General features: G+C 75.7%; 16 protein-coding genes. 11 read left to right on the top strand and 5 right to left on the bottom strand.

What is annotated here, in order from left to right:
- Positions 1-13 precede the first annotated feature (13 nt).
- The 5 genes from ACL02R_RS17920 (at position 14) to ACL02R_RS17900 (ending at position 4,288) form a co-directional block, all read left to right on the top strand.
- Entirely contained in the window at positions 14-319 is a 306-nt protein-coding gene (locus ACL02R_RS17920) for an urease subunit beta (RefSeq protein ID WP_362964870.1), read from the top strand.
- Positions 320-383: 64 nt separating this feature from the next.
- Complete coding sequence (locus tag ACL02R_RS17915) at positions 384-2,117, top strand: urease subunit alpha (RefSeq protein WP_412797928.1); 1,734 nt, start codon at positions 384-386, stop codon at positions 2,115-2,117.
- A 4-nt stretch (positions 2,118-2,121) separates the two neighbouring features.
- Entirely contained in the window at positions 2,122-2,814 is a 693-nt protein-coding gene (locus ACL02R_RS17910) for an urease accessory protein UreF (protein ID WP_412797927.1), read from the top strand.
- A gap of 11 nt (positions 2,815-2,825) precedes the next feature.
- Entirely contained in the window at positions 2,826-3,539 is a 714-nt protein-coding gene (gene ureG, locus ACL02R_RS17905; protein ID WP_412797926.1) for an urease accessory protein UreG, read from the top strand.
- The gene (locus ACL02R_RS17900; RefSeq protein WP_412797925.1) at positions 3,536-4,288 is read left to right on the top strand and encodes an urease accessory protein UreD; all 753 of its coding nucleotides are present in this window, start codon (positions 3,536-3,538) and stop codon (positions 4,286-4,288) included. The genes ureG and ACL02R_RS17900 overlap by 4 nt, the downstream gene beginning before the upstream one ends.
- A 271-nt stretch (positions 4,289-4,559) precedes the next feature.
- On the opposite strand, the gene ACL02R_RS17895 is transcribed toward ACL02R_RS17900, so the two are convergent.
- Positions 4,560-5,270, bottom strand: coding sequence for a LamG domain-containing protein (locus ACL02R_RS17895; RefSeq protein WP_412797924.1), 711 nt, complete (start codon positions 5,268-5,270; stop codon positions 4,560-4,562).
- Positions 5,271-5,595: 325 nt separating this feature from the next.
- Between ACL02R_RS17895 and ACL02R_RS17890 the strand changes: the two genes are divergently transcribed.
- A complete protein-coding gene (locus ACL02R_RS17890) occupies positions 5,596-7,629 on the top strand; it encodes a glycosyltransferase (RefSeq protein ID WP_412797923.1) in 2,034 nt (677 codons plus the stop codon).
- A 6-nt stretch (positions 7,630-7,635) separates the two neighbouring features.
- Here the strand turns inward: ACL02R_RS17890 and ACL02R_RS17885 are convergent, their stop codons facing one another.
- Positions 7,636-8,286: an HAD family hydrolase gene (locus ACL02R_RS17885; RefSeq protein WP_412797922.1), complete on the bottom strand. Its 651-nt coding sequence runs from the start codon at positions 8,284-8,286 to the stop codon at positions 7,636-7,638.
- A gap of 165 nt (positions 8,287-8,451) precedes the next feature.
- Between ACL02R_RS17885 and ACL02R_RS17880 the strand changes: the two genes are divergently transcribed.
- Positions 8,452-11,889 carry a DNA polymerase III subunit alpha gene (locus ACL02R_RS17880; protein WP_412797921.1) on the top strand — a complete coding sequence of 1,146 codons (3,438 nt, stop codon included), beginning with the start codon at positions 8,452-8,454 and terminating at the stop codon, positions 11,887-11,889.
- Positions 11,886-12,881, top strand: coding sequence for a DNA polymerase Y family protein (locus tag ACL02R_RS17875; protein WP_412797920.1), 996 nt, complete (start codon positions 11,886-11,888; stop codon positions 12,879-12,881). Before ACL02R_RS17880 ends, ACL02R_RS17875 begins: the two co-directional genes overlap by 4 nt.
- Before the next feature lie 367 nt (positions 12,882-13,248).
- Here ACL02R_RS17875 and ACL02R_RS17870 read toward each other — a convergent pair whose 3' ends face one another.
- Both ACL02R_RS17870 and ACL02R_RS17865 read right to left on the bottom strand, forming a co-directional pair.
- A complete protein-coding gene (locus ACL02R_RS17870) occupies positions 13,249-14,049 on the bottom strand; it encodes a S1 RNA-binding domain-containing protein (protein WP_412797919.1) in 801 nt (266 codons plus the stop codon).
- 322 nt (positions 14,050-14,371) lie between these two features.
- Entirely contained in the window at positions 14,372-15,040 is a 669-nt protein-coding gene (locus ACL02R_RS17865) for a pyridoxamine 5'-phosphate oxidase family protein (RefSeq protein WP_412797918.1), read from the bottom strand.
- Positions 15,041-15,305: 265 nt separating this feature from the next.
- On the opposite strand from ACL02R_RS17865, the gene ACL02R_RS17860 reads away from it, so the two are divergent.
- Genes ACL02R_RS17860 through ACL02R_RS17850 form a run of 3 tightly spaced genes read left to right on the top strand, consistent with a single transcriptional unit; the run spans position 15,306 to position 18,599 of the window.
- Positions 15,306-16,826 (top strand): pyridoxal phosphate-dependent decarboxylase family protein, encoded by a 1,521-nt coding sequence (locus ACL02R_RS17860; protein WP_412797917.1) that lies wholly within the window; start codon positions 15,306-15,308, stop codon positions 16,824-16,826.
- Positions 16,823-18,187 carry a lysine N(6)-hydroxylase/L-ornithine N(5)-oxygenase family protein gene (locus tag ACL02R_RS17855; RefSeq protein ID WP_412797916.1) on the top strand — a complete coding sequence of 455 codons (1,365 nt, stop codon included), beginning with the start codon at positions 16,823-16,825 and terminating at the stop codon, positions 18,185-18,187. Before ACL02R_RS17860 ends, ACL02R_RS17855 begins: the two co-directional genes overlap by 4 nt.
- A 37-nt stretch (positions 18,188-18,224) precedes the next feature.
- Entirely contained in the window at positions 18,225-18,599 is a 375-nt protein-coding gene (locus ACL02R_RS17850; protein ID WP_398844232.1) for a GntR family transcriptional regulator, read from the top strand.
- Between the two features lie 63 nt (positions 18,600-18,662).
- On the opposite strand, the gene ACL02R_RS17845 is transcribed toward ACL02R_RS17850, so the two are convergent.
- A complete protein-coding gene (locus ACL02R_RS17845; RefSeq protein WP_412797915.1) occupies positions 18,663-20,354 on the bottom strand; it encodes a glycoside hydrolase family 13 protein in 1,692 nt (563 codons plus the stop codon).

Below are 20,354 nucleotides of genomic sequence, written 5' to 3'. Positions count from 1 at the left end.
GGAGGAGGCACCCGTGATCCCCGGAGAGATCCTGTACGCCGACACCCCCGTCCCCCTGAACGAGGGCGCGCCCGTGACACGGCTGACCGTCACCAACGGCGCCGACCGCCCCGTCCAGGTCGGGTCGCACTACCACTTCGCCGAGGCCAACCCCGGCCTCGTCTTCGACCGCGCCGCCGCGCGCGGCAAGCGGCTCGGGATCGCCGCCGGGACCGCCGTCCGCTTCGAGCCGGGCATCCCGGTCGAGGTGGAGCTGGTGCCGCTGGCCGGCCGCCGCGTCGTGCCGGGCCTGCGCGGCGAGACCGGCGGCGCGCTGTGACCGCCCCCGCCCCCGCCACCACCGCCGCCGCCGCTATCCGCACGACCGAGGAGAGGGGACGGGCATGGCCGAGCTGACCCGCGCCCGGTACGCCGACCTGTTCGGACCGACCACCGGCGACCGGCTGCGGCTCGCCGACACGGACCTGCTGATCGAGATCGAGGACGACCTCGCGGGCGGCCCCGGCAGGGCGGGCGACGAGGCCGTCTTCGGCGGCGGCAAGGTCATCCGCGAGTCCATGGGGCAGTCGCGCGCCACCCGCGCCGAGGGCACCCCCGACACGGTCATCACCGGCGCCGTCGTCCTCGACCACACCGGGATCGTCAAGGCGGACATCGGCATCAGGGACGGCCGCATCACCGCCCTCGGCAAGGCCGGGAACCCCGACACCATGGACGGCGTGCACCCGGACCTCGTGATCGGCCCCGAGACCGAGGTCATCGCGGGCAACGGCCGGATACTCACCGCCGGGGCCATCGACGCGCACGTCCACTTCATCTCGCCGACCATCGCCGACGAGGCGCTCGCCTCCGGCGTCACCACCCTCGTCGGCGGCGGCACGGGCCCCGCCGAGGGCACCAAGGCCACCACCGTCACGCCAGGCGGCTGGCACCTGGCCCGCATGTTCGCCGCCCTGGACGGCATCCCCCTCAACATCGGCCTGCTCGGCAAGGGCAACACCGTCTCCCGCGACGCCATGCTCGCCCAGCTGCGCGGCGGCGCCGTCAGCTTCAAGATCCACGAGGACTGGGGCGCCACCCCCGCCGCCATCGACGCCTGCCTGTCCGTGTGCGAGGAGACCGGCGCCCAGCTCGCGATCCACACGGACACGCTGAACGAGGCGGGCTTCGTCGCCGACACCCTCGCCGCGATCGCCGGGCGCGGCATCCACGCGTACCACACCGAGGGCGCGGGCGGCGGGCACGCGCCGGACATCATCACCGTCGTCTCCGAGGCGAACGTCCTGCCCAGCTCGACCAACCCGACGCGCCCCCACACCGTCAACACCGTCGAGGAGCACCTCGACATGCTGATGGTCTGCCACCACCTCAACCCGTCCGTGCCCGAGGACCTGGCCTTCGCCGAGTCCAGGATCAGGCCGTCCACCATCGCCGCCGAGGACGTCCTGCACGACCTGGGCGCCCTCTCGATCATCTCCTCCGACTCGCAGGCCATGGGCCGTGTCGGCGAGGTGGTCATGCGCACGTGGCAGACCGCGCACGTGATGAAGCGGCGGCGCGGCGCGCTGCCGGGCGACGGCGCCGCCGACAACCTGCGGGCCCGCCGCTACATCGCCAAGTACACGATCAACCCGGCCGTCGCGCAGGGGCTCGACCACGAGATCGGCTCCGTCGAGCCGGGCAAGCTCGCCGACCTGGTGTTGTGGGACCCGGCGTTCTTCGGCGTGAAGCCGCTGCTCGTCATCAAGGGCGGCCAGATCGCCTGGGCGCAGATGGGCGACGCCAACGCGTCCATCCCGACGCCGCAGCCGGTCCTGCCGCGCCCCATGTTCGGCGCCACGGGTCGCGCCCCGGCGGCGAACTCGCTCAACTTCGTCACCGCGCTCGCGCTGGAGGCCGGGCTCGACGAGCGCCTCGGCGACCGGTACGGCGTCGGCAAGTCGTTCACCGCCATCGCGAACACCCGGGGCGTCACCAAGGCCGACATGCGGCTCAACGACGCCAGGCCCGCCGTCGCCGTGGACCCCGACACCTTCACCGTCACCATCGACGGCGAGCCGGTCGTCCCCCAGCCCGCCACCGAACTGCCCCTCGCCCAGCGCTACTTCCTCTTCTAGGGGCATGCCTTTGACGAGTTCCCGCCGCGCGGCGCTGCTGCTCCTCGCGGACGGCCGCTTCCCCGCCGGGGCGCACGCCCACTCCGGCGGCGCCGAGGCCGCCGTCCGCGCGGGCCGCATCCAGGGCCCCGCCACCCTGGCCGCCTTCTGCGAGGGCCGCCTCCACACCACGGGCCTGGTCGCCGCCGCCCTGGCGGCCGCCGCCTGCGCCGGCTGCGACCCGTACGCGCTCGACGCCGCCGCCGACGCCCGTACGCCCGCGCCCGCCCTGCGCGACACCGCCCGCAAGCTGGGCCGCCAGCTCCTGCGCGCCGCACGCGCCACCTGGCCCTCCCCGGAGCTGGACGCCGTGGCCACCGCCAGGCCGCGCGGCCTGCACCAGCCCGTCGTCCTCGGCCTGACCGCCCGCGCCGCCGGGCTGGCGCCGCGCGACGCCGCGCAGACGGCCGCGTACGAGAGCTGCGGCGGCCCGGCGACCGCCGCCGTACGGCTCCTGAGCCTCGACCCCTTCGACGCCACCGCCGTGCTCGCCGGGCTCGCCGACGCCATGGACGCCGTCGCCGAGCGCGCCACCGCGGCCGCCGACGCCGTACGCGCCACCGGCGACACCGGCCGCCTCCCCGCCGCCTCCGCGCCCCTCCTCGACATCACCGCACAGCAGCACGCCGCCTGGCCCGTGCGCCTCTTCGCCTCCTAGGGAGCCCGCCCATGCACCTCGACCACCCCGAGACCTTCCCCCACCGCCACACCTGGAGCAGCGCCCGCCCCACCCTCCCCGACGGCACGCGCCGCGCCCTGCGGATCGGCCTGGGCGGGCCCGTCGGCTCCGGCAAGACCGCGACCGTCGCCGCCCTGTGCCGCGCGCTGCGCGACGAACTGTCCATCGCCGTCGTCACCAACGACATCTACACCCGCGAGGACGCCGACTTCCTGCTGCGCAACGCCGTCCTCCCGCCGGAGCGCATCACCGCCGTCGAGACCGGCGCCTGCCCCCACACCGCCATCCGCGACGACATCTCCGCCAACCTGGAGGCGGTGGAGGACCTGGAGGAACGCACGGGGCCGCTCGACCTCGTGCTCGTCGAGTCGGGCGGTGACAACCTCACCGCCACCTTCTCCACCGGGCTGGTGGACGCGCAGATCTTCGTGATCGACGTCGCCGCGGGGGACGACATCCCGCGCAAGGGCGGACCCGGCGTCACCTCGGCGGACCTGCTCGTCGTCAACAAGACCGACCTCGCCCCGTACGTCGGCTCCGACCTCGACGGCATGGCGCGCGACGCGAGGGCGCAGCGTGGCGACCTGCCCGTCGCGTTCACGTCGCTGCGCGGCGAGGACGGCGTGCGGCCGGTCGCGGAGTGGGTGCGGGAGCGGCTCGCCGCCTGGACGGCCGGGCGCCCGGTGCGTGCCGCCGCCGTATGACGGGGGCGGGGGTCACCGCCCACGCGCGCCTCACCGCGGCGGCGGACGGGACACTGCCGCTGCTGCGGGGCGACGGCCCGCTCGCGCTGCGCCGCACGCGGGCGGCGGGGGCGTACAGCCAGGTCACGGTGGTCGGCGCGATGAGCGCGCCGCTCGGCGGGGACCGGCTGCGGCTGACCGCCGACGTCCTGCCGGGCGCGGCGCTGCGCGTCACCTCCGCCGCCGCGACCGTCGCGCTGCCGGGGCGTGACGCGGCGGGCGCGACGTACGACACCGCGCTGAGCGTGGGCGACGGCGGCTCGCTGCACTGGCTGCCCGAGCCCGTGATCTCCGCCGCGCGCAGCGACCTGCGGATGACGACCCGCGTCGATCTCGCGGACACGGCGCGGCTCGTCTACCGGGAGGAGCAGATCCTCGGGCGTTCCGGCGAGGCGCCGGGGCGGCTGGTGGCGCGGCTGGTGCTGGGGATCGGTGGGGCCGTCGTGCTCGACCAGGAACTGGCGTACGGGCCCGGCGCGCCGGGCGCCGACGGCGGGGCCGTCCTGGGCGGGCACCGGGCGGTCGGCCAGCTCCTCGTCGCCGACCCGGCGTTCACCGACAAGCCCGCCGAACCGCTGCTCCTCGGCGACACGGCGATGGTGACACCGCTGGCCGCCCCCGCCGCCCTGGTGACAGCGGTGGCCGACGACGGCCTGACACTGCGCCGCCTCCTGACAGCGGGCGCGGAACACCTGGGCGTGCTGCTGTAGTCAGGCCACTTCCGCCACCGATGGCACGCAGCAGGTCCCCACAGCACGGCAGCCCGATGGTCTGCTCGGACGGATCGGCGCGGACGTCGGGCGCGGCGTGCACGGCCGCAGTTCTCCGGAAGAGATCCCGACTCGCTGCCCGTTCATCAGCGCACTCCGTTCGCCGTCCCGGCGCCCTGACGCCGCGCCGCCTCGTGGGCATGGGGCGGCGCGGCGCCGTGTCAGGGGGTGATCGGGGCCTGGTGGTAGATCTGCGCGGCCTCGTAGTCGGTCACCATGCGGTCCCAGACGCGGACGTCGTCGATGGCGCCGGGGAAGAAGGAACGCGGGGTCCCGCCGGTGTCGCCCGCGCCGATGAGGACGGGGCCGTCCGCCGTGAACGGGGTGTCGAAGGGGACCGAGCCGCCCTCTCGCCGTCCACGTACAGGGTCAGCGTCCCCGCGTACGCGTCGTGCACGCCGACGAGGTGCGTCCACGTGTCCTTCGCGGCGGCCTGCCCGTCCGGCTGGGTGACCCGTGCCCCGGCGCCCTCCCCGTCGTACTGCGCGAAGGACCAGCCGCCGTCGGCCGCCGACCAGGACAGCTCGAAGCCCGCCTGCCGCCTGCCGGTCTGCGTGACCACCACGGCGTCCTGTCCCGGTTCCGCGTCCAGCCGCGCCCAGGCGGACACGGTGAACGACCTGCTCGTGTCCACGACCGCGGCGGTCGTCGCCGCGTATCCCGTCGCGCCGTCGAGGTGGAGCGCCGTGCCGGTGGTCCCGGGGGCGCCGAGGGTGGCCGTGCCCGCCAGGTTCGCCCAGCGGGCCGGGACGGCGGCGGGGGTGGCGGACGCACCGGCGGCCTCGTCTGGGCGGGAGCGATCTGGTCCGGTGGCCCCTCCGCCGGTGCCGCCGTGGCGTCCGCCGCCAGGACGGCGGGCACCAGCCCGGCGAGCAGCGCCGCGGACGCCAGCAGCGTCCCCGCCCGTTCCTTGTTTCGTCATCTTGCCTGTTGCAACGGTCCACCCCAACCCGGATCAGCACGGCAGGTAGACGCCAGCTGACTCTAGGGTGACGTCCCTGTGGCGGAAAGGTGGCCGAAGGGGGGGAATCGCGTGTCGATGACGTGTCCATGGACAAAAAATCTTGTGACTTCCCCCACTTCCGAGGTGGGGATGTGTGTGGATTGCGCCGTTCGCCCGGCTCGACGTGGTGTGACGTCGGTTCTTTTCTGTGACACCCGATGCCGATGTGGCAACATCTTTGGCACGTTATGGAGAAAGCGTGTCCGCCGGGGGGAGAAGGCGGGCCGTGTGAGGGGGAGTCGGTGTGAAGATCACGTTCTTGCTCAACAACGCCTATGGCATCGGGGGGACCATCCGGGCCGTGTCGACGCTGTCGGCGGCGTTCGCCGAGCGGCACACCGTCACGATCGCGAGCCTTTACCGGCACCGCGACACGACCAGCTTCACGTTCGACCCGCGCGTCCGGATCGTCACGCTGATCGACGAGCGGGAGGGGACGGCGGACGCCGCGCTGCTCGCGCAGGCCGGGCCGAGCGAGGTGCTGCCGGGGGAGCGGACCGCGTCGCGGCTCAGCGACGAGCGGATGGGCGCGTTCCTCGCCGCCACCGACGCCGATGTCGTGATCGGCACCCGGCCCACCCTCAACACCTACCTCGGCAGGCTCGGTACCTCGCGCCACCTGCGGATCGGGCAGGAGCACTCGCAGCTCGGCACCCGGTCCGACCTGTCGCGGGAGATGCAACTCGCCGCCGTGCCGCTGCTCGACGCGTTCGCCCCCGTGGCCGCCGCCGACGCCGCCGACTACCGCGCGGCGCTGCCGGACGCCCCCGCCCGCATCGTCCACATACCCAACGGCTCCGCCGCGCCCGCCGCCGCCCCGGCCACCGGGGACAGCCGGGTGATCGTCGCCGCCGGGCGGCTCGTCGGCGTCAAGCGCTACGACCGGCTGCTCGACGCGTTCGCCAAGCTGACCGGCGAGTTCCCCGACTGGGAGCTGCGGATCTACGGCCGCGGCCAGGCCAAGCCGGGGCTGCGGGAGCACATCGAACGGCTCGGCCTGGCCGACCGCGCCCGCCTCATGGGGGCCGCCGCGCCCATCGAGACCGAGTGGGCCAAGGGCGCGATAGCCGCCGTCACGTCGGAGTACGAGTCGTTCGGCCTGACCATCGTCGAGGCGATGGCGTGCGGCGTGCCCGTCGTCTCCACGGACTGCCCGGTCGGGCCGCGCGAGATCATCACGCACGGCGAGGACGGCCTGCTCGTCCCGCCGGAGGGCGGTGCCGACGCCGTCGCGCAGAGCCTGCGGACCCTGATGACGGACGCCGCGCTGCGCCGCCGCATGGCGGGGAAGGCGCAGGCCACGGCGGCCCGTTACCGGCCGGACGCGATAGCGCGCCGGTACGAGGAGCTGTTCGGCGAACTGCGGCCCGCGCTGCGCCCGGCCGGGAAGCTGCGGGGCCTGTTCGGCGGCCGGAAGCGGCAGGCGGCGGCCGAGCCGGTCGTCGCGGCCGTGCCCGACGCGGGACCGCCGTCCGCCCACTGCGCCGCCACGCCCGACGGCGGCTTCACCGTCGCGCTCGGCCAGGCCGCACGGGGCGAGCTGGTGCTGCGGCTGCGCAAGTCGTCCCCGCGCCGGGAGATACGGGTCCCGCTGGACCGGGACGGCCGCGCCGCCGTCCCCCGCGCCGCCCACGCCCTCGCCGAGGGCCGCTGGGACTGCTTCCTCGCCACCGAGGGCGACAAGCCGCGCCGCGTCGCCGCCGCGCTCGTCGAGCAGGCCGCGCTCGTCACCGCGCCGCCCGCCGCGGGCCCCGGCGGCGTCACCTCCTGGGTCCCGTACACCACCAAGGACGGCAACCTCACCGTCCGCGTCTGGCAGCGCCCCGCCCACGCGGAGGTCACCGGGATCGCGGCGCACGAGGACTCGGCCACCGTCACCGTGCGGCTGCTGGGGAACGCCGCCCCGGGCCGGATGGCGGGCGCCGTCGCCGCGTGCCGCCTCGACGCCGGGCGCGACTTCACCGCCAGGGCCGTGACCCTCGACGAGGAGCGGATGCTGCTGACCCTGCCCTACGGCGAGGCGTTCGCCCGGCGCGCCCAGGAAGAGCCCACGCAGTGGGAGATACGGCTGCGGACCGTGGACGGGCACCTGCTCACGGTCGGCCGCATCGGCGGGGACAGCGCCGACCGCAGGGCCACGGACGTGTACCCGGCGGCCGTGCGGGACGGGGTGGCCGTGCGTGTGGGGTACACCTCGGACAACGTGCTCGTCCTGAGCGCCCGCGAGGTCCCGCCGCCCGCTCCCGGGGAGACCGCCGAGGCCGCCGCCGACGAGTGAGGTGAGTCAGCGGCCGAGCAGGGCGGGCAGCTCGCGCATGTCGTGGAAGACGACGGTGTCGGGCCCCGCCAGCCACTCGGCCGGCGTGAGCCCGCCCGCGTAGCCGAACGACCGCATCCCCGCCGCGCGGGCGGCCCGTACGCCGTACTGGCTGTCCTCCACGACCACGCAGTGCTCCGGCGCGACGCCCATCCGCTCCGCCGCGTACAGGAACAGGTCGGGCTCGGGCTTGCCGCGCGCCACCTCGGTGGCGCTGAAGATGCGCCCCGCGAACCGTTCGTACAGGCCCGTACGGCTCAGCGTGCGGCGCATCTTGTCGTGCCCGCCGCTCGACGCGATGCAGTGGGGGAGCGGGCCGAGCGCGTCCAGGGCGGCGGAGACGCCCGCGACCTCGGTCAGCTCCGCATCGACAGCGGCGGCGAGCCGCGCCCTGTACTCCTCGCCCCACCGCTCGGCCAGGGCCTCGCCGAGCCGTTCGGCGACCTGGAGCCGCACGGCCTGCTCGGAGCGGCCGAGGAAGCGGTCGACGATCTCGCGCTCGGTGAGCGGCCAGCCCAGCTCGGCGCCCAACTCGACGCACACACGCAGGGCGAGGGGCTCGCTGTCCACCAGCACGCCGTCGCAGTCGAAGATCACCAGCTCCAGGGGAAGCGCCACCCGGGCAGCCTAACCCGTGCCGGGCGGGGGTCGGGTTCCGGCCAGGGTGCGGGAGGGTCCGCCGCTGACCTGCGGCGCTCTCTGTCGCACACATGTTCGATGGCTGGTTTATGGTGGACCCAGGAACGGAGAGACGGGGGCCTGGCATGACGGGAGGAGGTGCGGATGACCCCGCGTTTCACGCACCTGCACGCCGTCTCCGGCTTCTCCGCGCGCTACGGCGCCTCCCACCCGGAACGCCTCGCCGAACGGGCGGCTGAGCGCGGCATGGACGCCCTCGCCCTGACTGACCGCGACACCCTCGCGGGCGCCGTCCGCTTCACCCGCGCCTGCGCCGCCGCCGGCATCAGGCCCGTCTACGGCGTCGAACTGGCCGTCGCCGCCCCCGAGCCCGCCGACGGCCCCCCGGGCACGGCGGCCAGGCGGCGCACGCCCGTGCGCGGCGGCGCGTTCACCGACGAGTCCGCGCCCCGCGTCACCTTCCTCGCCCGCGACGGCGCCGCCGGATGGGCCAGGATGTGCCGTCTGATCACCGCCGCGCACGCCGCCGTCGCGGGGACGGGCGAACGGCCCCTGCTGCCCTGGGCCGAGGTGACCGGCGGCGGGCTCGACGGCCTCGTCGTGCTGCTCGGCCCCGACTCCCCGCCGGGCCGCGCCCTGGCCGCCGGCCGCCCCGACCGGGCCGCGCGCCTGCTCGGCCCGTGGCGCGAGGCCGCCGGGGCCGGGCTGCGCATCGCCCTGGACGCGAGCGGCCCGGCACGCCCCGCCGCCCGCGCCCTCGGTCTCGCCGCCACCACCGGCGTACCCCCCGTGCTGACCAACGGCGTCCGCTACGCCGACCCCGGGCAGGGGCGCGTCGCCGACGTCCTCGACGCCGCGCGCCGCCTCGTCCCCATCGACCCGCGCGGCCCGCACGACAACGGCCATCGCTGGCTGAAGGGCCCGGCCGCGATGGCCTCGGCCGCCGACGCCGCCGCGGAGGCCGCCGGGATGGGCGCCGGCGCCGCGCGCCGCCTGCTGGCCGTCACCGAGGAGACGGCGGACTCCTGCCGCGTGGACCCCGAGGGGGACCTCGGCATCGGCAGCGTCCACTTCCCCGAGGCCGGGCTCGTCGGCGCGGCCGACCGCACCGCGGACCGCGTCCTGCGCTCCCGCTGCACGGCGGGGATGGTCGCCCGGCGGCTCGAACGCGACCGGGTGCGCTGGGACCGGCTCGACGCCGAGCTGGACCTCATCGCCCGCCTCGGCTACGCGTCGTACTTCCTCACCGTCGCCCAGGTCGTGCGTGACATCAGGGGCATGGGCATCCGCGTCACGGCGCGCGGCTCGGGCGCCGGCTCGCTCGTCAACCACCTGCTGGGCATCGCGCACGCCGATCCGGTCGAGCACGGGCTGCTGATGGAACGGTTCCTCTCCCCGCGCCGCGCCGTGCTGCCTGACATCGACGTGGACGTGGAGTCCGCGCGCCGCCTCGACGCGTACCGGGCGATCTTCGACCGCTTCGGGGAGCGGCGCGTGGCCACCGTCGCGATGCCCGAGACGTACCGCGTGCGGCACGCCGTCCGCGACGTCGGGCTCGCCCTCGGCCTCGACCCGGCCGAGACGGGGCGGCTGGCCACCGCGTTCCCCCACATCAGGGCCAGGGACGCGCGCGCCGCGCTCGCCGAGCTGCCGGAACTGCGCGACGTGGACGCCGACGCGTACGGGCCGCGCATGTGGGAACTGGTGGAGGCGCTGGACGCGCTGCCGCGCGGCGTGGCCATGCACCCCTGCGGCGTGCTGCTGTCGGACACGTCGCTGCGCGACCGTACGCCCGTGGTGCCCACCAGCGGCGAGGGCTTCGCGATGTCGCAGTTCGACAAGGAGGACGTGGAGGACCTCGGGCTGCTGAAGCTCGACGTGCTGGGGGTGCGGATGCAGTCCGCCATGGCGCACGCGGTCGCCGAGACCGAGCGTGCCACCGGGGAGCGGCTCGACCTCGACCGCGTGCCGCCCGGCGACCCGGACACGTACCGGCTGATCAGGTCGTCCGAGACGCTGGGGTGCTTCCAGATCGAGTCGCCGGGGCAGCGCGACCTGATCGCGCGGCTCCAGCCGGAGGACTTCCACGACCTCGTGGTCGACATATCGCTCTTCCGGCCCGGTCCCGTCGGCGCCGACATGGTGCGGCCGTTCATCGAGGGCAGGGCCGGGCGGCGGGCCGCGCGCTACCCGCACCCGGACCTGGAGCCGGTCCTGCGCGAGACGCACGGCGTCGTCGTCTTCCACGAGCAGGTCATCGGCGTGCTCGCGCGCATGACCGGCTGCGACCGCGCGCTGGCGGACGAGGCGCGGCGCGCGCTGTCCGACCGGGAGCGGCAGGGGCGGGTGGCCGCCTGGTTCGCCGCCGAGGCGGGGAAACGGGGGTACGCGCCCGAGGTCGTCGCGCGGACCTGGGACATCGTCGAGTCCTTCGGGTCGTTCGGCTTCTGCAAGGCGCACGCTGTCGCGTTCGCCGTGCCCACCTACCAGTCGGCCTGGCTCAAGGCGCACCACCCGGCCGCGTTCTACGCCGGGCTGCTCACGCACGACCCGGGGATGTACCCGAAGCGGCTGCTGCTCGCCGACGCGCGGCGCCGGGGGGTGCCGGTGCTGCCGCTGGACGTCAACGCGTCGGACGCCGCCTATCGAATCGAACTGGAGTCCGAATCGGGGCGGTGGGGCGTCCGGCTGGCGCTCGGCGACGTCCGGGGCATCAGCGGCGAGGAGGCGGAACGGATCGCCGCGGGCCGCCCGTACGTCTCCCTCGGCGACCTGTTCGCCCGCGCCGCGCCGTCCAGGCCGGTCGCCGAACGGCTCGCCTCGGTCGGCGCCCTGGACGCCTTCGGCGCGAACCGCCGCGACCTGCTGCTCCACATCGCCGACCTGCACCGCCAGCGCGGCGGCGGCGGACCCGGCGGCGGCCAGCTCCCGTTCGGCGACACCGAGCGCACGCCCCCCGCCGGGCTGCCCGACCTGGACGAGGAGGAACGGCTCGGCGCCGAACTCGACGTGCTCGGCATGGAGTCCCGGCGCCACCTGCTGGCGGGGCACCGCGCGTTCCTCGACGAGCTGGGCGTGCTCAGCGCCCACCGCCTGCGCGACGCGCGGCAGGGGGAGACCGTACTGGTCGCGGGCGCCAAGGCCGCCACCCAGACACCGGCGATCCGCTCCGGCAGGCGCATCATCTTCGCCACCCTGGACGACACCTCGGGCCTGGTGGACCTGACCTTCTTCGAGGACAGCCACGCCGCGTGCGCCCACACCGTGTTCCACTCCTGGCTGCTGCTGGTGCGCGGCACCGTCCAGCGGCGCGGCGCGCGGGCGCTGACCGTCGTCGGCCAGGCGGCCTGGGACCTCACCGAACTGGCCGGACTGCGCCGCACCGGCGGCCTCGACGCGGTGGCGGAACGCCTCGCCGACAGCCCCGGGGACGGGGCGGCGCCGGAGGAGGGGACCACCCGGCGCATCGCACTGCCCACCGGCGCCACCCTCCACCCCTGGGCCGACCTCCGCCCGGCGGGCGGTTCCGCCGCCACCCCGCCGCGCAAGCTGTGGCACTCCAGCCCGGGGAGCGCCGGATGACCGGGCGGCACGTGCTCTACGTGCGCTACCTGACCACGGACCGCCCATGCCAAGCGCCCTACGACGGGCTGCTCGACGTGCTGCACGGCATCACCCCCGTCGTCCAGGCCCTGCCGCCCGACGCCGCGCTCGCCGACGTCCGGGGCGCCCTGCGCTACTTCGGCCTCGACGCCGTACGGCTCGCCCGGCTCGTCCGCGTACGCGGCCTGGCCCTGCACGGCACCGACTGCGCCATCGGCGTCGCCCCCAACCCGCTGCTCGCCCGGCTCGCCGCCGCCCCGCCCGGCGGCGGCCCGGGGATCGGCGCCGTGCCCGACGACCCGGACGCGATCGCCGCCTTCCTCGCCGACCGGCCCGCCGCCGACCTGCACGGCGTCGGCCCCGCCACCGCCCGCGCCCTCGCCGCGTACGGCATCCGCACGGCCGGTCTCGTGGCCGCCGCGCCGCCCCTCACGCTCCAGCGCATCCTCGGCGCGTCCACCGCCCGCCGGGTGCAGGCCCTCGCGCGCGGCATCGACCCGACCCCCGTCGTCCCCGGCACACCGGCCAGGTCCACGGCGGCCGAGCACCGGTTCGGCCACGACGAGCTGGACCCTGCCGTCCGCCGCCGCGCCCTGCTCACGCTCGCCGACCGGCTCGGCTACCGGCTGCGCGGCACCGGGCAGACCACCCGCGCCCTCACCCTCACCGTCCGCTACGCCGACCGCACCGCCACCACGCGCCGCCGCACCCTGCCGGAACCGACCGCCCACACCCCGGCGCTGGTGGGCACGGCCTACGCCCTGCACGACGCGCTCGGCCTCCAGCGGGCGCGCGTCCGCGCCGTCGCGCTGCGCGCCGAGGACCTGACGGACGCCGCCGAGAGCGCGCGGCAGCTGTCCCTGGACCCGGCCGACGAACGCCGCCGCCGCGCCGAGGCGGCCGCCGACCGCGCCCGCCACCGCTTCGGGGCCCGCGCCGCGGGCCCCGCAGGACAACTCGACGCGGCATGACCCCTCGGCGGTGCCGCCGAGGGAACGTCCGGCCGTTCGCGGCCCCCCGGGCGCGCGCGATCGCAAGGCGCTGGTTCGTCTTCGCGCCGGGCGTACCCGGGGTGACGCGGCAGCGCGGTGAGGTGCGTGCCCGGGGGCCCAGCCGCCGGACCGGCGGGCGGAGTGCCGTGAGCAGGGCGGCCCTTTGAAGACGGGCCCAGGTCTGTCCGGCGGATCGTGTCGCGGCCTCATGGCGTTGGACGCGGTGCGTCGCAAGGCGCCGGATGGCGGCTCGCGCCGGGCGTACCCGGGGTGACGCGGCAACGGCGGGGTGCCCCCGTGCCGGGCGACGCGGGACAGGCGGGACCGCCGGACGGACCCAGGAGGTTCAGGGGGCGTCGGGGGCGGCCTCGTGCCGGGAGAGGACCAGCCTCCGCCGCTCCCGGTCGACGCCCGCGACGACGACCGCTATCTCCTCGCCTGGCCGGACGGCGCGTGCCTGCCGGATCAGCCCCTCGACCCCGTCGGCGACGCGGACGAGGACACCGGCCGGCAGGGACCTGGTGACCCGTCCGCGCAGGGACTGGCCCACCGTCAGGCCGTCCGCGAAGGCCAGGAACGGGTCCGGCCGCGTCGCCCGCAGCGACAGCCTGGCCTCGCCGTTCCACGTGTCGAACTGGAGGAACGCGCACGAGACGCGCTGCCCGGCGCTGACGACGTCCGACGCCTCCTCGACGCGGTGCCAGGACAGCTGGGGGATGGTGATGAACCCGACGCCGGGGAACACCGGGTGCGCCGGGCCCTCGTCCAGGGCGACGAACACGCCGAACCTCTGGATCGACGCGACGGTCCCCGAGAGGATCTCGCCCGGCCGGCGCGCCTTCAGGAAGGCCCACAGCTCCGGGTTCTCGGTGGCTGCCATCGACAGCCTGACCCGCCCCTCCCCCCGCTCGACGGCGATCACCTCGGCGGTGACCGGCTGCCCGGCCCGCACCTCGGCGGGGACGCCCGGCCGCCAGGACACGTCCAGCGGCCCGACCGTCCCCAGCGGGCGCGCGGGGAAGCCGTCCAGTGTCACGACCAGCCCGTGCGAGCGGGTCACCTCGGTCACGGTCCCCTCGCAGAGGTCGCCGACGCCGAGTGTCGCGAGGAAGTCCCGGGCAGCCCGCCCGTCCGCCGCTGCGTCCACGCCGCCCAGCCTTTCACGGGGCGTTCCGGCACGGCGGGCAGCCCCCGTCACGGCGACCACCGCACCGCGTCCGGTCCGCCGGTCCGACTCCGCATGGCCCCCACTCCGTCCGTTCCCCCGCCCTCACCTTGATGCTTCCCGCAGCCGCGCACCGGCCCGGCCCTCCCCGCACCGCACCGCGCTCCGGGACGCGACGCCCGGCATGCCGTCACCTGACCCGGTCTCGGGACCGGGGGCCGGTGGGCGGCGACCCGCGTGTCCGGCGGTCCCCGTGGGCAGGGCGGGGTGACGGAGCGCCAACGGGCTTTGGCCGCACGCTGGTTCAGCCCTCGTAAAGGTGGTCCGCGTACCCCGGGCCGTAGTGCTCCTCAAGGAACTCCAGCGCGTCGTCCGGGCGTTCCAGCGCCTTGGACATCCGCGCCCGGGACGGGAGGGCGTCCGGGTCCCAGGTCTCCGGGGCCCACAGGTCCGAGCGCAGCGCGGCCTTGGCGCAGTGGTGGAAGATCTCCTCCGCCTCCACGACCAGCGCGAGGCGCGGCCGGTTGCCCCGGACCGTCATGCGGTCGAAGAACGGCGCCTCCCGGACGATCCGCGCCCGCCCGTTGACCCGCAGCATGTCGCCCCGGCCGGGTATGAGGAAGACCAGGCCGACCCGGGGGTTCGCCAGGACGTTGCGCAGGCCGTCGAGCCGCTTGTTCCCCGGCCGGTCGGGTATCGCGAGCGTGCGGTCGTCGAGGACGAGCGCGAAGCCGGGCGGATCGCCCTTCGGCGAGACGTCGCACGAGCCGTCGGCGCCCGAGGTGGCGATCAGGCAGAACGGCGAGCGGGCGAGCCAGGCGCGGTCCAGCGCGTGCAGGGCGGTACGGGTCTTGTCGCGGGTGTACGGCGCGGGCTCGCCCACCAGCTCCCGCAGTTCGGCCTCCGACGTGACGTCACGGACGGCCCCCGCGTCACCGCCGGACCACGCCGCCCCCACCCGTTCCGTGTCCACCGCGCGCCTCCCGCCGCTCACCGCCGGTCCGCCACCGGCGCGTTCCCGAGCCTACGCCCCGGCACTGACAGTGCCCCCGCCGTGACCACCCGCACACCGGGGCCCTGTTGACATAGTTAGGTATGCCTAACCTAAATTGATCCGCGTGAACGGAGACCGTCCGTCCAGCCGTCAGCCGACCCCCGGCTGCCGGACGCACCCCCATGTCACCGATGTCACCGATCAGCAGCCGACTCGACAAGGGACACCCGAAGACCCCATGAGCATGCCCGGCCATGCACCACTCGCCCCCGCACCCTCGGCCCTCCTAGAGCCCGACCTGCTCGCCGCCGACCCCGCCGGTCTCGCCGAGGTCGGACGGCTCGTCACCGAGCTGACCAGGGAAGCCGCCGGGGCACTCCGCCGCCGCAGCGGACCCCTCCCCGCCCTCACCCCCGACGAGCTGTCACGCCTGATCGACACCCAGCTCCCCGACGGGCCCCTCCCGCGCACCGGCAAGGGCCGCGCCGCCGTCCTCGCCCTGGCCCGCTCGTACGCCGCCCACACCGTGGACCTGGCGGACCCGCGCGCCGCCGCCCACCTCCAGCCCCCCGCCCTGAGCATCGCCGCCGCCGCCGACGTCCTCGCCTCCGTCTTCAACGCCTCCGTGGACACCTGGGACAGCGGCCCCTACGCGGTGGAACTGGAACGCCGCCTCATCCGCTCCCTCACCGGCCTCGCCGGCTACGGCCCCGGCGCCGACGGCGTCCTCACCCCCGGCGGCACCGCCTCCAACCTCCAGGCGCTCCTGATGGCGCGCGACGCCGTACTCGGCGACCGCGCCGACATCCGCGGCACCGGACTGACCGGTCTGGCCGTCCGCCCCGTCGTCTACTGCTCGGAGCTGGCGCACTTCTCCGTCGCCCGCGCCTGCGCCCTCCTCGGCCTCGGCGAACACGCCGTCAGGACCGTCCCCGCCGACGCGGGCCACCGCATGGACGCCGCGGCGCTCGACCACGCCCTCACCTCCCGCGCCCCCGACGAGATCCCCCTCGCCATCGTCGCCACGGCGGGCACCACCGACTACGGCTCGATCGACCCCCTCCCCGAACTCGCCGCGCTCGCACGCCGCGAGGGCACCCGGCTGCACGTGGACGCGGCCTACGGCGGCGGCGCCCTCTTCTCCGACCGCCTGCGGCACCTCCTCACCGGCCTCGAAGCGGCCGACACCGTCACCATCGACCTCCACAAGACCGCCTGGCAGCCCGCCGCCGCCAGCGTCCTGCTCACCCGGGACGCCCGCGACCTCGCCGCCACCACCGGCCTGCGCGTCGCCTACCTCAACCCCGACGACGACGGCGCCGCCGGGTACGACGGCCTCCTCGGCAACTCCCTGGCCACCACCCGCCGCGCCGACGCCGTCAAGGTCGCCGCCACCTTCCTCGCCCTCGGCCGCGAGGGCGTCGGCGCCATGCTCGACGCCTGCCACGACCTCGCCGGCCACGCCGCCGCCGCCGTCACCGCCCACCCCCGCCTCGAACTCACCGCCGAACCCGTCCTCACCACGGTCGTCTTCCACTACACGCCGCGCACCGGCGCCGACCCCGACGCCGTCAACGGCGCGCTCCGCCGCCGCCTGCTGCGCCAGGGCACCGCCCTCGTCGGCCGCACCGACCTGCCGGGCGGCGGCGTACGCCTGAAACTCACCCTGCTCAACCCGCAGGCCACCAAGACCGACCTGGACGAACTGCTCGCCGCCGTCGTCGCCGCCGGTGAAGCCGTCGAGAGCACCGGAGAGCACCTGTGAGCACCACCCCGCTTCCCCCGCAGGACGGCGCCGAGCCGCCCGTCCTCGACCTCGCCGCCGTCGGCATCGGCCCGTTCAACCTCTCCCTCACCGCGCTCGCCGACGAGATCGACGACCTCGCCTACGCCGCGTACGACCGCCGCCCCGCCTACGACTGGCACCCGGGCCTGATGTTCGACTGGGCCAAGCTCCAGGTCGGCTTCCTCGCCGACCTCGTGTCGCTCGTCCGCCCCACGAGCCGCTGGTCGTTCCTCAACTACCTGGCCGAGCACGACCGGATGTACCCCTTCTACATCGCCGAACGTTTCCACGTGCCCCGCCGCGAATACGCCGACTACTGCGCCTGGGCCGCCGCCCGCCTGCCCGGCTGCCACTTCGGCACGGACGTGACCGCCGTCCACTGGGACGCCGAACGCGCCCTGTGGCGCCTCACCCTGACCCCCGCCGACGGCGCCGCGGGAACCCCGGCGGCCCACCCCACGACCCGGCTCGCCCGCAACATCGCCATGGGCATCGGCACCGAACCCCACCTCCCCACCGCCCTCGCCGTCCCCGCCGCCCGCACCCCCGACCGCGTCTTCCACTCGGGCGAGCACCTCCACCGCGTCGAGGGCCTGCGCGCCCAGGGCGTCAGGGACGTCACCGTCGTCGGCTCCGGTCAGTCGGGCGCCGAGGTCTTCCTCGACCTGCTGCGCCGCCAGCGCGACGCCGGCTGGTCCCTCACCTGGCTCACCCGCTCGTGGGGCTTCGCGCCGCTCGACTACTCCAAGCTCGTCCTGGAGTACACGACACCCGCCTACATGCGGTACTTCAACGGCCTCGACCCCGCCGTCCGCGATCGCCTGATCGCCTCGCAGTGGCAGCTGTACAAGGGCATCGACACGGAGACGATCGACCTCATCCACGCCGAGCTGTACGACCACCTGCTCGACGGCGACCGCCCCCCGGTCACCCTCCTGCCCGGCACGGCGCTCCTCGGCGCACGGACCGCCGACGACGGGACCATACGGCTCACCACCTCCCACGCCGACACCGGCGCCGAACGCGAGCTGGCCACCGGCGCCGTCGTCGCCGCCACCGGTTACGCGGCCCGCCGCCCCGCCTGCCTCGACCCGGTCGAGAAACTCATCGCCTGGGACGCCCTGGGCAGGTACGACATCGACGCGGGCCACCGCGTCCGCACCGTCCCCGAGGTGACCGGCGGCCTGTTCGTGCAGAACGCCGAGCTGCACACCCACGGCGCCGCCGCGCCCGACCTCGGCATCGGCGCCTACCGGGGCGCCACCGTCCTCAACGCCGTGACGGGCCGCCAGGTGTTCAGGACGCCGGAGCGCACCGCGTTCCAGACGTTCGGCGGCTGACGGCGCGGGCCCGCCCGCCTGCGGCACAATCGGGCGGGTGAAGCTGACCATCGACCCCGCATCACCCGTCGCGCCGTACGAACAGCTGCGCGCCCGGATCGCCGGTCTCGCGGGCAGCGGCGAACTGCCCGCGGGCCACCGGCTGCCCACCGTCCGCGGCCTCGCCGACGAACTCGGCCTCGCCGCCAACACCGTCGCCAAGGCGTACCGCGCCCTGGAGGCGGACGGCGTCGTCGAGACGCGCGGGCGGCACGGCACCTTCGTCGCCGCCGCCGGGGACGCCGCCGCGCGGGAAGCGGCGGCGGCGGCCCAGGCCTACGCCCAGCGCGCCCGGCGGCTCGGCCTGGACCGGGAGGAAGCCCAGGCCGCCGTACGGGACGCGCTGCGTGCCGCGTACGACCCGGCCGGCTGACCCCTGGTCACCCGGCCCCGGCACGGGCCGCACGCCGTACGTCTCCCCGTCTCCCGGCGCCGCCTACCGCAGCGCGGCGCCGCCGCCCCACAGCCAGACCGTGGTGTCGGCGGGCAGCGTCCCGCCGGTGATCCGGTCGCTGGTCAGCAGGACGCCCCAGTCGCGCGGCAGCGGCATCGGATCGCCGGAGAAGTTCACCGCGCACCGCAGCACGGGGGAGCGCTCGAACGCCAGCACGCCCTCCGGCGCGTCCAGCCAGCGCAGCGTCCCGCTGTCGAAGCCGGGCTGCTCCCTGCGCAGCCGCAGCGCCGTCCGGTACAGCTCCAGCATCGACGCGGGCGCGCCCGACTGGAACTGCGCGCTGAAGTACTCCCACTCCGCCGGCTGCGGCAGCCACGGCGCCTCGCCGCCCGCCGGGCCGAAGCCGAACGGCGCGTCCGAGCCCGACCAGGGCAGCGGCACCCGGCAGCCGTCACGGCCGCGCACCGTGCGCCCGCTGCGTTCCCACGTCGGGTCCCGCAGGACGTCCGCCGGCAGATCCTCGACCTCCCACAGGCCCAGTTCCTCGCCCTGGTAGAGGTACGCGCCGCCGGGCAGCGCGAGCATCAGCAGCGCCGCCGCGCGCGCCCGCCGGGTGCCGAGCGCGCGGTCGGTCGCCGCCGCTCCCGGCCGCCCGTTCTCGTCGCGCCGGCCGAGCGCGGTGTCCCGGCGCCCGTACCTCGTCACATGGCGGGGCACGTCGTGGTTGGACAGCACCCAGGTCGGCGGGGCGCCGACCTCGGCCAGCGTGCGGACGCCCCGGTCGATGACCTCGCGCAGCACGTTCGGCTCCCACGCCGACTTGAGGAAGGCGAAGTTGAACGCGGTGTGCAGCTCGTCCTGCCGCAGGTACAGCGGCAGCCGGTCCTCGCGCACATGCGCCTCGGCGACGAACACCCGGTCGCCCGCGTACGACTCGGCGACCTTGCGCCACGTCTGGTAGATCTCGTGGACCCCCTCCTGATCCCAGTGCGGGTGGTCCTCCTTGCCGCCCTCGTGCTCGAACACCGCGTCGTCCGCGATGCCCAGGTCAGGCAGTGTGTGGTCCTTCACCAGGCCGTGTGCCACGTCGATGCGGAAGCCGTCCACGCCCCGGTCGAACCAGAAGCGCAGGCTCGCCTCGAAGTCGGAACGCACCTCCCGGCTCGCCCAGTTGAGGTCCGGCTGCTCGGCGGCGAACAGGTGCAGGTACCACTGCCCCGGCGTGCCGTCCGGCTCCGTCACCCGGGTCCACGCCCGGCCGCCGAACTCGCTGCGCCAGTCGTTGGGCGGCAGTTCGCCCGCCTCGCCCCGGCCGTCGCGGAAGACGTACCGGTCGCGTTCGGGCGACCCCGGCGCGGCGGCCAGGGCCTCCGCGAACCAGCGGTGCCGGTCCGAGGTGTGGTTCGGGACGATGTCCAGGACGACGCGGACGCCGAGCGCGTGCGCCTCGGCGATCATCTCCTCGGCCTCGGCCAGCGTCCCGAACGCGGGGTCGATGGCGCGGTAGTCGGCGATGTCGTAGCCCCCGTCCGCCATCGGCGACGGGTACCACGGGGTGATCCATACGGCGTCGACCCCCAGCTCCCTGAGGTAGGGCAGGCGGGCGCGCAGGCCGGCGATGTCACCGACACCGTCGCCGTTCCCGTCGGCGAAACTGCGGAGGTAGACCTGATAGACGACGGCGGTGCTCCACCAGGGGGCGGCCGGCTTCTGATGAATGCGGGTGCGGGGCAC

It is taken from the genome of Streptomyces sp. MS19 (assembly GCF_047200595.1).
Classification (GTDB): Bacteria; Actinomycetota; Actinomycetes; order Streptomycetales; family Streptomycetaceae; genus Streptomyces.
Note: the sequence above shows the minus strand (reverse complement) of the source record. Positions and strands in the feature narration are given on the sequence as shown.

Coding starts and splice junctions, on each gene's coding strand:
- ACL02R_RS17915 (WP_412797928.1), top strand. CDS start 384: ATGGCCGAGCTGACCCGCGCCCGGTACGCCGACCTGTTCGGACCGACC.
- ACL02R_RS17910 (WP_412797927.1), top strand. CDS start 2,122: ATGCCTTTGACGAGTTCCCGCCGCGCGGCGCTGCTGCTCCTCGCGGAC.
- ureG (WP_412797926.1), top strand. CDS start 2,826: ATGCACCTCGACCACCCCGAGACCTTCCCCCACCGCCACACCTGGAGC.
- ACL02R_RS17900 (WP_412797925.1), top strand. CDS start 3,536: ATGACGGGGGCGGGGGTCACCGCCCACGCGCGCCTCACCGCGGCGGCG.
- ACL02R_RS17895 (WP_412797924.1), bottom strand. CDS start 5,270: ATGACGAAACAAGGAACGGGCGGGGACGCTGCTGGCGTCCGCGGCGCT.
- ACL02R_RS17880 (WP_412797921.1), top strand. CDS start 8,452: ATGACCCCGCGTTTCACGCACCTGCACGCCGTCTCCGGCTTCTCCGCG.
- ACL02R_RS17875 (WP_412797920.1), top strand. CDS start 11,886: ATGACCGGGCGGCACGTGCTCTACGTGCGCTACCTGACCACGGACCGC.
- ACL02R_RS17860 (WP_412797917.1), top strand. CDS start 15,306: ATGCCCGGCCATGCACCACTCGCCCCCGCACCCTCGGCCCTCCTAGAG.